The following is a 12366-nucleotide window of genomic DNA, read 5'->3' as shown; positions in this document are numbered from 1 at the left end:
TCTCCTGCCGCAAATCACGGCGATAAAAATGGGTGGGACGACAAACAGGCCACGGGGCGCGCGAAAATTGCGCGCCTGATCCGCGTCTGCACCGCCGCCCGCGGTTGACGTTTCAGCAAGGCTGGTTTCCGGACTTCTAGTTGGGCAAAACCCTAGCGCGACACCTTCCCGGCTCCTCCCCAGTGGTATGTCGCCGCGCCTAAACCTAGTTACCGTTGCGGGGGCAGCGCCGGTATTGCACCGGCTTCCCAATTCTCGGACCCGTGGGCCCGCACCTTACCCCTATACGATAGCAGCCTAATCCCTATGCAATTGGCCCGAAAACGACCTGAACGGTGCAAAATCGGCACGGAAAAATTTTACCCACAGGCGATTGTGGAAAACTAAATATTGACGAAAGGTGAACAAAAATATCTAGATGATGTTGCTAAGGTTCCTGTGATTCATCACGGGCTAAGAGGGAAGCCAGTGTAATTCTGGCACTGCCCCCGCAACTGTTAGCGGCAAGCATAGCTGAATCGCCACTGGGTCACCCCGGGAAGGCCAGCCAAGCGTCAAAGCCGCAAGTCAGGAGACCTGCCGAAGCACCATAGTACGACCACAGACGGAGGGTCTGGGAGCGCATATAGGTGGCATATTTTCGCCTGCTCCACGTCCCTGCGTCGCTTTAAAAAACCAACTGGGGAACCGAGCAATGACAATCACAGTATATTCCAAACCAGCCTGCGTTCAGTGCACCGCAACGACTCGCGCTTTAGCAGCCAAAGGCCTGGATTACCAAGTCATCGACCTGACCGAAGACGACGACGCACATTCGCGCGTGACCGAAATGGGCTACCGTCAGGTACCGGTTGTTGTCGCTGGCGAAGATCACTGGTCCGGTTTCCGCCCTGACCTGATTGGCCGTCTGGCCTAATCACACAATGATCGGCATCGTCTACTTTTCGTCCCGTTCTGGGAACACACAAAGGTTTATCGATGCCTTGGGTCTGCCAGCCCAGCGTATTCCGATTGATGCGAATACAGATCAACCAAAGATTGCCGCGCCCTATGTCCTGATTTGTCCCACCTATGCGGACGGAAACGGCAACGGCGCGGTTCCCAAACAAGTTATCCGTTTCCTAAACGATCCTGCCCGCCGCAGTTTCATTCGCGGTGTGATCGGCACAGGAAACAGAAATTTCGGCCCGACCTATGGGATGGCCAGCGATGTTATCGCGAAAAAATGCAACGTGCCGCTGCTGTATAAATTCGAACTGGCGGGCACCGAAACAGACATCAACCGCGTCCGCGCGGGACTGGAAAAGTTTGAGGGGATGACATGCTCGATCACGGCATGAAAGACGGCGAAACACTGGACTATCACGCGCTGAACGCGATGCTGAACCTGTACGACGAAAACGGCCACATCCGTTTCGACGCAGACCGCATGGCCGCCCGCCAGTATTTCCTACAGCACGTAAACCAGAACACCGTGTTCTTTCATTCGCTGGACGAAAAACTGCGTTATCTGGTCGAAGAAGGCTACTATGAGGCCGACGTTCTGGCCCAGTACCCTCGCGAATTCCTGACCCAGATGTGGGATGCGGCCTATGCTGCGAAATTCCGTTTCCCGACATTTTTGGGCGCGTTCAAATATTACACGTCCTACACGCTGAAAACCCGTGACGGTCAGCGCTATCTGGAACGTTTCGAAGACCGAGTTGTTATGGTGTCGCTGGCGCTGGCACGCGGCAATCAGGAACACGCGATGGCGTTCATGCGCGAAATCATCGCCGGCCGTTTCCAGCCTGCCACCCCGACGTTCCTGAACGCAGGCAAGAAAAGCCGCGGCGAGCTGATTTCCTGTTTCCTTCTACGTCTAGAAGACAACATGGAATCCATCGGTCGCGGCATCAATTCGGCCCTGCAGCTGTCCAAACGCGGCGGCGGCGTGGCGTTGATGCTAACCAACATCCGCGAACACGGCGCGCCGATCAAAGGCATCGAAAACCAGTCCTCGGGCGTCATCCCTGTGATGAAACTGCTAGAGGATTCGTTCTCTTACGCGAACCAGCTGGGCGCGCGTCAGGGCGCGGGCGCGGTTTACCTGAACGCGCACCACCCAGATATTTTGCGTTTCTTGGATACCAAACGCGAAAACGCCGACGAAAAAATCCGCATCAAAACCCTGTCGCTGGGCGTTGTGATCCCTGACATCACGTTCGAATTGGCGAAAAAGAACGAAGACATGTACCTGTTTTCGCCCCATGACATCGAAAAGGTCTATGGCGTGCCTTTCTCGGAAATCTCGGTCACTGAAAAATATGACGAGATGGTCGACGACAAACGCATCCGCAAGAAAAAGATCAACGCGCGCGAATTCTTCCAGACCCTGGCGGAAATCCAGTTCGAATCCGGTTACCCTTACATCATGTTCGAAGACACCGTGAACAAAGCGAACCCAATCGACGGCCGCATCACCATGTCGAACCTGTGTTCGGAAATCCTGCAGGTGAACGAGGCGTCGAAATTCAACGACGACCTATCCTATGATCACCTAGGCACCGACATTTCGTGTAACCTTGGGTCGCTGAACATCGCGAAAACCATGGACAGCCCAGATTTCGGCGCAACCGTTGAAACCGCCGTCCGTGCGCTGACCGCCGTATCGGAAATGTCCGCCATCGACAGCGTGCCATCCATCCGCCGCGGCAACGACGAAGCCCACGCTATCGGCCTAGGCCAGATGAACCTGCACGGGTTCCTTGCCCGCGAACGCATTCATTATGGCAGCACCGAAGGCGTGGATTTCACCAGCGTCTATTTCGCGGCTATCGCCTATCACGCGATCCGCGCATCCAATCAAATCTCCATCGAAAAAGGCGAAACATTCGCTGGTTTCGAAAAATCAACATATGCGACAGGTGAATTTTTCGACAAATACACCGACCGTGATTGGTTGCCTGAAACCGAAGAAATTCAGGCGCTGTTCGACCGTATGAACGTCACCCTGCCGACCCGCGATGATTGGGCTGCGCTGAAAAAATCGGTGATGGAACACGGGCTGTATAACCGCAACCTGCAGGCCGTTCCGCCAACGGGTTCGATCAGCTACATCAACAATTCGACCTCTTCGATCCACCCGATCGTGTCCAAGGTTGAAATCCGCAAAGAGGGCAAAATCGGCCGCGTGTATTATCCAGCCGCGTTCATGTCGAACGATAATCTGGAATACTATCGCGATGCCTATGAAATCGGCCCCGAAGCGTTGATCGACACCTATGCCGCCGCCACAGAACACGTGGATCAGGGCCTATCCCTGACGCTGTTTTTCCCAGCCGAGGCAACGACCCGCGACATCAACCGCGCGCAGATCTACGCGTGGAAAAAAGGCATCAAAACCATCTACTACGTGCGCCTGCGCCAGTCGTCCCTAGAAGGGACCGAGGTTCAGGGCTGCGTTTCTTGTACTTTGTGAGGATGATATGAAAGACCTGACCACATCCATCCCCCGCGCCATCAACTGGAACCGCCTTCAGGACGAAAAAGACCTAGAGGTATGGAACCGCCTGACCGTCAATTTCTGGCTGCCTGAAAAGGTACCTTTGTCGAACGACATTCCCAGCTGGGGCACCCTGCGCCCAGAGGAACGTGAACTGACGATCCGCGTATTCACCGGCCTGACCCTGCTGGACACCATCCAGAACGCCGTTGGCGCGCCCGCCATGTTGCCCGATTCCCAGACTCCGCACGAAGAGGCGGTTCTGACCAACATCGCGTTCATGGAGGCCGTCCACGCGCGGTCCTATTCGTCGATCTTTTCGACCCTATGTTCCACGAAAGAGGTCGACGAGGCATTCCGCTGGTCCGAAGAAAACCCGCATCTTCAGGCCAAGGCACGTTTGGTTTTGCAGGAATACAATACGGACGCGGACCCGCTGAAACGCAAAATCGCCAGCGTTTTTCTGGAAAGTTTCCTGTTCTATTCGGGGTTCTATCTGCCGATGTACTGGTCCAGCCGCGCAAAGCTGACCAACACCGCAGATCTGATCCGTCTGATCATCCGCGACGAAGCCGTCCACGGCTATTACATCGGTTACAAATTCCAGCGCGCGCTGGAAACCGCGACCGAAGAACGCCGCCAAGAGCTAAAGGATTTCGCCTTTGCGCTGATGTTCGATCTGTACGAGATTGAATCGAAATATGCAGAGGAACTCTATGACGACATCGGCCTGACCGAAGACGTCAAAGCGTTCCTGCATTATAACGCGAACAAAGCCCTGCAAAACCTAGGGTTCGAGGCGCTGTTCCCACCCGCCGCCTGCGAGGTAAACCCCGCAATTCTGGCAGCCCTGTCAACCGACAGCGAAAACCACGATTTCTTTTCGGGGTCTGGGTCGTCCTATGTCATCGGCAAAGCCGTTGCGACCGAAGACGAAGATTGGGATTTCTAAAAATCCCCGCGCTGATCCTGATTATTTGGTCAGGATCAGCTTTCCCGCGCGCGTGATGCGCAGCGTATAAACCTGCCCATTCAGAACAATATTTGCGGTCTGCCCGCCCTTTGTCAGGGTGACGGCTTCGTGACACGGTATTTGTACGGTCATTTGATCGTGGTTCGACATGTCCATGTTCGCGGCTTTTCAGGTTGAGGCGGAATTGCAGCCCGCCAATTGTTGACTATTTTTGTAAGATACACTTTTTCGTCAGCCCTACAACCCAAATTGACGCCCCCAAAACAGCACAACCCGCTGAAATCAAAGATTTCAACGTGTTGTTGATTGTTTTTGTCGGGATAATGGGTGGGCGCTTATCGTTTTTTGACGAACTCGGTTAGAATCACGATGCGCTGACCTTCGACACGGCCTTCGATTTGGGTGGGGACGTCAGGCACCACACTGATGCGATGCACGGCAGTGCCCCGTTTCGCCGTGAACCCGCCGCCTTTGACGGGCAGGTCTTTGATCAGAACGACGGTATCGCCGGACGACAATGGCGCGCCGTTGGAATCGAAATGAATCTGTTTTTCCACGTTATCGGCCCACGCGCGGGTTTCGTCGTCCAGATACAGCTGATCCGCCAGATCACGCGCCCATGGTTCGTCGCTCAGTTTATCCAACATGCGTGCGGCGACCACCTGCACGGCTGGCTCTTCGCTCCACATGGCCGAAGCAAGGCAACGCCAGTGGTTCGCGTCAGGCGTGCTGTTGATCTGATCGGCACAGGTCTCGCAAATCTGGATCACCGCACCCGATGGGCCGCCCGACACAGGAAATTCGTTCAGCGGGGCATCGGCAGAGCACAAAGCGCAGGTCATAAGGCAGATTCCTATCAATTGGTTGCCCGTGCCTTACGCCCCTGTTCGTCAGATTGCGAGTGAAAAGGGCCAGCTGCGACAGCTGGCCCCTATTCGTTTATTCGCCGTATGGCACCCAGATATTTTTCACCTGAGACGCACGCGATAGGAACTGTTTCCCCTGCCCGTCTGGCCCCGCGAAATCGCGAACGCCCGCAACTTCGGTCCATGTTTGTTTCAGGTTTCCGGTGCTAGCAGCCTCAACCATCGCGCAACCATCGGTGCTGCCGAAATACCAAACAGCGTCGACATTATCGTGCTGTGCCAGTGTTTTCGCCAGATCGTCGCGCGGACCCGTAATAATGTTTACGACGCCCGCAGGCACGTCCGAGGTTTCCAGCACCTGATACAAATCCGTCGCCGCCAATGGATGCGATTGCGACGCCACAGCCACCACCGCATTGCCCAAGGCGATCGCTGGCAAAATCAGCGACATCAGCCCCAGCAGCGGCGCAGCGTCAGGGGCCACCGCGCCAACAACGCCCAGCGGTTCGTTCATCGCGATCGTCACCATGCGGCCCGTAGTCGAATGCACTTGGCCGTCGAATTTATCGGCCTGCGCCGCGTACCAGAAACAGCGGCGGATAGTCGTTTCCACCTCTGCCTTTGCGGCGGCTTTGGATTGGCCCAAGGCGATCAGGCGGGATTCGAATTCGGCCGCGCGGGCGGATAGGTTTTCGCCAATGTAATACAGAACCTGCGCGCGGTTATGGCCTGTTGCTTTGCCCCAACCGCTGGCTTTGGTCGCAGCTTCGACCGCGTTGCGGATATCTTTGCGGCTGCCCAATGGCGCCAGACCAACAGGACCTTTGGGACCGTTTACCGCGTAGGAATACCCGCTGTCCGGACGCGCCTGTTTGCCGCCGACGTACAGTTTCGCCGTGCGGTCGATGTCATCGCTGACGCCCACCCCAACGGCGGCCTGCGGGGCTGCGGGGGTCGGCTCTGCCTTGCCCTGTTTTGCCAATGGCGTTTTCAGATAGGCCAACATGCCTTCGCGGCCACCTTCGCGGCCATAACCGCTTTCGCGATATCCGCCGAACCCTGCGGCGGCATCGAACAGGTTGGTCGCATTGATCCAGACAACGCCCGCTTTGACCTTGGCCGCGGTGTCCAGACACAGGTTGATGTTTTCCGACCAGACCGAAGCCGCCAGCCCATAGCGCGAATTATTCGCCAATGCCAAAGCGTCATCTACCGTGCGGAATGTGGTCATCGTGACAACAGGGCCAAAGATTTCCTCGCTCCACAATGAGGACGCAGGATCAACGCCTGTGATCAGTGTCGGGGCATAGAAACACCCGTTCGGCGCGGTGGCCTGATGCACATCAACGCCCGTTGCGCGGCCCTGTTCGACCAATTGCGCGATGCGGTCACGCTGAACAGGGTCAACGATGGCGCCCATATCCGTGTTTTTGTCCAGCGGATCACCGACCCGCAGTTTCGCCATCCGCGTTTTCAGCAGCGATTCAAATTTCGGCGCCACAGATTCAGCCACCAGAATACGCGACCCCGCGCAGCAGACTTGGCCCTGATTGAACCAGATCGCATCAACCACGCCTTCGACGGCGGCATCCAGATCAGCGTCAGCAAACACGATGAACGGGGACTTCCCGCCCAATTCCAGCGTCAGACCTTTGCCCGAACCTGCGGTTTGTTCGCGGATGATGCGGCCTACCTCGGTCGATCCGGTAAAGGCGACTTTGTCCACGCCGTCATGACCCGCAATCGCCGCGCCCGTTGCGCCGTCGCCTGTGACGATATTCAACACGCCTTTGGGCAATCCGCATTCCGCCGCGATCTGCGCAAAGGCCAGCGCGGTCAGCGGGGTATATTCCGCAGGTTTCAGAACAACGGTGTTACCCGCCGCAAGCGCTGGCGCGATTTTCCATGCCAGCATCAACAGCGGGAAATTCCACGGGATCACCTGACCGCACACGCCCACAGGTTCGGCATTGGGGAATTCATCCGCCAGAATTTCGGCCCAGCCCGCGTGGTGATAGAAATGCCGCGCGACCAGTGGGATGTCGATGTCGCGGGTTTCGCGGATCGGTTTGCCGTTGTCGATGGTTTCCAGCACCGCCAAAAAACGCGCGTGTTGCTGCACGTGACGCGCCATTGCGTATAGATATTTCGCGCGTTCATGCCCCGACAATTTCGCCCATTTCGGCTGTGCCTTGCGGGCGGCGGCAACAGCTGCGTCAACATCTGCTGCGGTGCCTTGGGTCACGCGCGCGATTTTCGCGCCTGTTGCTGGGTTCGACACATCAAACGTTTGTCCCACGGCGGTAAACGCGCCATCGATGAAATGGCCGAAACCGTCCTGATGATCCGCCAGCCATTGATCAACGATCTTTGTATCCTCTGGTGCCACGCCGTAATCCATTGCATCCATTAGTGAAATAATATCCGTCATAGCCCTGCCCCTTACGCGATTGCGTGGCGGTTGGCGGCCGAATACCGGCCCGTTACATAGTGTTCGATCTGGCGTTCAATATCGCCCAGCATGGACGACGCCCCGAAACGGAACAGATCAGGGTTCAGCCAATCGCGGCCCATTTCCTCTTTCATCAGGATTTGCCAGGCGATGGACTCTTTCGCGGATTTGATGCCGCCAGCGGGTTTGAACCCGATTTTGAACCCCGTTTCCGCGCCATAGTCGCGCAGCGCACGCACCATGGTCAGCGACACAGGCAAGGTGGCGTTCACGCCTTCTTTGCCCGTCGATGTTTTGATGAAATCGGCACCTGCCTGCATGGCGACCATCGATGCTGCATAAACGTTTCGCAGCGTGCGCAATTCGCCCGTGGCAAGGATCGCCTTTAGGTGCGCATCACCGCAGGCTTCGCGCATCATCGCGATTTCATCGTATAGCGCGGACCAGTTTTCTTTCAGCACGTGTTCGCGGGTGATGACGATGTCAATTTCATGCGCGCCTTCGGCCACGGCATATTTGATTTCTTCGATCCGCAGGGGCAGAGGCGTCAGGCCAGCAGGAAACCCCGTCGCAACCGATGCCACGGGAATATCAGTGCCTTCTAACGCCTGAACCGCGTGGCCAACCATCGTGGGATAGACACAGACCGCGCCGGTGGTCAGGCGCACGTCGTCCAACCCCAGCGCGGATTTTAAATGCGGGGCCAGAGGCTGAGCCGCTTTGGCGCACAAACGTTGAACCCGTTCTTTGGTGTCGTCACCCGCCAGCGTTGTCAGGTCGATCATTTTGATCGCGTTAACCAGCCACGCCGCCTGATGCGCCTTTTTCACCGAACGGCGCGTGCCCAAAGTCGCTGCGCGGCGTTCAGCGGCGGACAGGTTTACCGCGTGGCCTTCGAACATCGTGGGGTCCAGAGGGCACCCCGCGTTGCGTGGAAATCCATTAGTTGTCATCTTCATGCTCCAACACATAGGCCGCGATGCCCGCATCCGTGATCAGAGTTTTGACCACCCCTGCGCGCAACGCTGCCAGTACGATTTTCTGTTTTTCTGTTCCCGACGCCACGGCGATGGCCCGTTCGGCCCCGCGTAGGTCGTCAAATTCCAATCCGATGGTGCGGGCGTCCAGAGCGTGATCCACGACCTGCCCCTGCGCATCCACAAACCGGCCCAAAATGTCCCCAACAGCACCTGCCGCAACCAGTGCTGCATGTTCATCAGGTTCGATATTTCCAGACTCTAATAAGGCCGATCCGACCAAAGCGCCCATCGAAAACATCAGACAATCCGCCGACCGCGCCCGTTCGATCACGTTGCGCACAATGCGGTCCTGTTCCAACACTTGGCGCGTTTCAGCAGCACCGACGATCGCGGGGACAGGCAGCGGTACAAACTGCCCAGCGCCTTTTTCGGCGATGGTCGACGCCACATCGTTGTGGTGTTTTTCTTGGGGAATGGGCGGGACGGTGCCGTTGATCTGGACGACCTCGACCCCGTTGGCCCAACCCGACGGGACCGCCTGCGCCACGGCCCCCATCGTGCGGCCCCATGATACACCCAGACGCGCGGGCGTCAGTGTCGCGATATATTGACCCGCCGCAGGTGCGACGCCCGTTTCATCCGCGCAGATCACCACGTCTGACAAACCAAAACGCTGCTGCAGCGCGTATTCCAGGTCGGGCATGCGGCCAGATTTCGGGACAATGCGGATTTGCACGATCCCTGTGTCCCGCGCCTCGGCCAATAGGCGGCTGACTTGCCAACGGTTCAGGCCCGTGGCGCGTGCGATTTCGGTCTGGGTGGCGTCCTGCAGGAACGCCATCCGCGCGATGCGCACCATCAGTTGTTCGCGGGCAGCATCCTCGATCGGGAGTCTACTGCCGGCGCGATCCGGCTCTGCCATTGTTTGATCCAATCACAATTGTGAACAGTTTTCACAATTGTGCATTTGGGTCACATCTGTCAACAGCAGAACCGTTTTACGTCACGCGATATGCTGGATCGCGGCGAAACCTTCGAATTTCGGGTGACCACTGTGCAGCGGTTTCGAACCCGGCGCGCGTTTGTGCGCCGCGCGGAATTGTTCGCTGCGGGTCCAGGCGATGAAATGTTCTTCGGTTTCCCAAACGGTGTGGGACGCATACAGGCGAATGCCATCCTCCTCGGCGCCTTTCAGCATGTGGAATTCCACAAAGCCCTCTAGTTCTTTCAACTGGCTATCGCGGTTCAGCCAAACCTGTTCGAAATCATCAGCATTTTCGACGGGGACCTGAAACCTGTTCATGGCAAGATACATAATTTGCTCCTTTATTCACGTTGCTAAAAGGCGCGACCAAATTGGCCGCGCCCTAAAAAAATTAGAATTTGATTTCGCCGCCCAGATAGACGTTACGACCTTCGCCCGAGGTGCCGCTGGACAACCAAGGCGTATAAGTCGTGTCGAACACGTTCGTGACTTTGGTGTTCACCGAAAACGCATCGCTGACCTGATATTCCGCGAATAGATCGACCAGTTCGTAACCTTCGTTGGTTTCCGAAACCGTGGTGGAATAGGTCGACGCGTATTTGCCGCCCGACACATAGTGATACTGCCCGCCAACGGTCAGGGCGTCGTCCATCAAATGCGCGGCAACGCGCAGGCTGGCGGTTTGTTCAGGAAGGAACTGCACCGATCCCAAACCGGCAACCTGTGTCGGCATATCAGAATCGTTTTTGGTGTAGGACAGACCAAAATCGAACGCGCCGACGATGTAGTTCAGTTCGACCTCTAGGCCGCTGGTTTGCGAAACACCGTCAACGTTCACAAAGGCAAAGCCCGTTTCACCAAAGCTGTTAGTGAAGGTCGAGGGATAGCTGGCCAAAATGTAGTTTTCGACGTCCATGTTATAGTAATTCACGCGGCCAGACAGCTGGTCGTTGTCCGTGAACAAACCAAAACGTTCGACGTTGAAACCGATCTCGTAACCGGTCGATACCTCTGGTTCCAGTTCAGGGTTGGCGATGAATGCCGTGGAACTGCCGTGCGCATTTCCGCCCAGCATGGATTCTTGTGCCGTTGGCATGCGCGTCGCCCGTGATGCCGTTGCATAAGGTTGGAACCAATCGTTCACCTGATATGCGATCGTCAGTTTTGGATCGACACCACTGAAGTCGATATCGACATCGCCGCTTTCGGTCGTGCCTTCTTGGCCGTACTGCAGCGCACGCAGGCCTGCGGTGACCTCCCAATCGCCTTGGGTCAGGATATTTTCGCTAAAGATCGCGGCGCGTATTGCTGTACCTTGGTTCGGGTTCACACCCGAAGACGCGCCATTCAGTTCGTCGCGCGAAAACTCTAGACCGTTGATCGACACCAGATCCCAGTTGCCCAAAGTCCCTTCGCTGATGTTCGTCACATCAAAACCAACAGTCTTGGTCTCCATTTGGCGGCCAACATACGAACCACCCCATGCCGATGTTCCCGCATAGGACGTATATTCAGTCGCAGTGGTGCCGACATAGGCGTTGACGTCCAGATCCCAAATTCCGTCCGCCGTATCCAGATCGTAGCCCAGCGTATAAATATCGTTGGTCAGGTCCTGTTCATAGCTGTTTGCGGCGAAGGTCGATTGATACCGCATTGCCGAAAACGATAGCGATTGCGCGCCGTCCAGATGATAGGCGAATTTCAACAGGCCAGATTCAGTATCTTCCCACGTATTCGCGATCTCTTCGCCCGAACCGTCGGTATAGTTTTCTTCGTTATTTAAACTAAAGGCGGCCAAGGCTTCGAAGGTGTCGTCGACATAACCCACGCCAACCATACGGCTAAAGTTTTCGCCGTTTTCGCCATAGCTAAAACGGCTGATGCCGCCAAAGCCGGTGCCGTCGACAACGTCCGTCGCGGACAAGGTGCGGAAATCTACCGACCCTGCGATACCGGTGCCGCCTGCCGTCGTTTGTGCGCCGCGGCTAATTTCGATGCCTGCCAACAGGTTTTCATCAAAGTAGGAAAACCCCATGCCCGCGTGGCCGGTAAAGCGGTAGTTCTGAGGCACGCCATCGACCGACATTGCGACACGGCCCGACCCTTCGAACCCGCGAATATTGACTGCGACACCTGGGTTAGATGGATCAAGCTGCGTGTAGACCGATGTTTGCTGGCGCAAAACCGTATCAACCGAAGATGCACCGCCCTGCGCGGCCAGATCATCAGAATCCAAACCCGTCGAATTTTCGCCTGCGGTGATAGGCGTGCCATCATCTGCATACCCCAGAATGACGCGTCCCAGCAGCGTTGTGTCTTCTACCGTCTGAGCGTTCATCGGCATTGCAACGAACGCCAACCCCAGTGCCATAGCGGTCGTGCTGACCAATTTATTACGAAGGTACATTGTATATCCCAACCCTCCGGCCCCATCACCGGATTAGATGCGCTGCGAAAATCCAACCGAACCCAATTGGGTTCGGTCAGGTATCAGCTGTGAAATCAAAGATTGCTTGCACGGCGCGCTCGGGAATGCGTTGGCGCGACCTGTGGCTGGCGATGTAGACGGATTGTATCAATTGACTAAAAGAGTCAACTATTGATGTAGCAACAAATTAGAAATTTG

At 56.4% G+C, this 12366-nt stretch carries 11 protein-coding genes and 2 riboswitches; of the genes, 4 read left to right on the top strand and 7 right to left on the bottom strand.

What is annotated here, in order from left to right; all coding sequences use genetic code 11:
- Positions 1-102 precede the first annotated feature (102 nt).
- Positions 103-294, bottom strand: a riboswitch (cobalamin riboswitch).
- Between the two features lie 119 nt (positions 295-413).
- Positions 414-598: riboswitch (cobalamin riboswitch) on the top strand.
- Between the two features lie 96 nt (positions 599-694).
- The 4 genes from nrdH to nrdF are packed head-to-tail and all read left to right on the top strand — an operon-like array spanning position 695 to position 4436.
- Entirely contained in the window at positions 695-916 is a 222-nt protein-coding gene (gene nrdH, locus ACXAGA_RS16180; protein WP_475118506.1) for a glutaredoxin-like protein NrdH, read from the top strand.
- A 7-nt stretch (positions 917-923) separates the two neighbouring features.
- Positions 924-1340: a class Ib ribonucleoside-diphosphate reductase assembly flavoprotein NrdI gene (nrdI, locus tag ACXAGA_RS16175; protein WP_475118505.1), complete on the top strand. Its 417-nt coding sequence runs from the start codon at positions 924-926 to the stop codon at positions 1338-1340.
- Positions 1322-3460 (top strand): class 1b ribonucleoside-diphosphate reductase subunit alpha, encoded by a 2139-nt coding sequence (nrdE, locus tag ACXAGA_RS16170; protein ID WP_475118504.1) that lies wholly within the window; start codon positions 1322-1324, stop codon positions 3458-3460. Before nrdI ends, nrdE begins: the two co-directional genes overlap by 19 nt.
- Positions 3461-3467: 7 nt before the next feature.
- Positions 3468-4436 carry a class 1b ribonucleoside-diphosphate reductase subunit beta gene (gene nrdF, locus ACXAGA_RS16165; protein ID WP_475118503.1) on the top strand — a complete coding sequence of 323 codons (969 nt, stop codon included), beginning with the start codon at positions 3468-3470 and terminating at the stop codon, positions 4434-4436.
- A 21-nt stretch (positions 4437-4457) separates the two neighbouring features.
- On the opposite strand, the gene hemP is transcribed toward nrdF, so the two are convergent.
- From hemP to ACXAGA_RS16130, 7 genes are all read right to left on the bottom strand, one after another.
- Entirely contained in the window at positions 4458-4589 is a 132-nt protein-coding gene (hemP, locus tag ACXAGA_RS16160; RefSeq protein ID WP_475118536.1) for a hemin uptake protein HemP, read from the bottom strand.
- A gap of 203 nt (positions 4590-4792) precedes the next feature.
- On the bottom strand, positions 4793-5299 hold the full coding sequence (locus ACXAGA_RS16155) for a PhnA domain-containing protein (protein WP_475118502.1): 507 nt from the start codon (positions 5297-5299) through the stop codon (positions 4793-4795).
- Between the two features lie 97 nt (positions 5300-5396).
- Entirely contained in the window at positions 5397-7754 is a 2358-nt protein-coding gene (locus ACXAGA_RS16150) for an aldehyde dehydrogenase family protein (protein ID WP_475118501.1), read from the bottom strand.
- A gap of 11 nt (positions 7755-7765) precedes the next feature.
- A complete protein-coding gene (gene deoC, locus ACXAGA_RS16145) occupies positions 7766-8728 on the bottom strand; it encodes a deoxyribose-phosphate aldolase (protein WP_475118500.1) in 963 nt (320 codons plus the stop codon).
- Positions 8718-9677, bottom strand: coding sequence for a sugar-binding transcriptional regulator (locus ACXAGA_RS16140; RefSeq protein WP_475118499.1), 960 nt, complete (start codon positions 9675-9677; stop codon positions 8718-8720). Before ACXAGA_RS16140 ends, deoC begins: the two co-directional genes overlap by 11 nt.
- Before the next feature lie 81 nt (positions 9678-9758).
- Entirely contained in the window at positions 9759-10070 is a 312-nt protein-coding gene (gene hmuQ / locus ACXAGA_RS16135; protein WP_475118498.1) for a heme-degrading protein HmuQ, read from the bottom strand.
- A gap of 61 nt (positions 10071-10131) precedes the next feature.
- Positions 10132-12147, bottom strand: a complete 2016-nt coding sequence (locus ACXAGA_RS16130; RefSeq protein ID WP_475118497.1) for a TonB-dependent receptor domain-containing protein — start codon at positions 12145-12147, stop codon at positions 10132-10134.
- Positions 12148-12366: the final 219 nt, after the last annotated feature.

It is taken from the genome of Marivivens sp. ABH4_498 (genome assembly GCF_056160585.1).
This window is presented reverse-complemented; position numbering and strand designations above follow the sequence as displayed.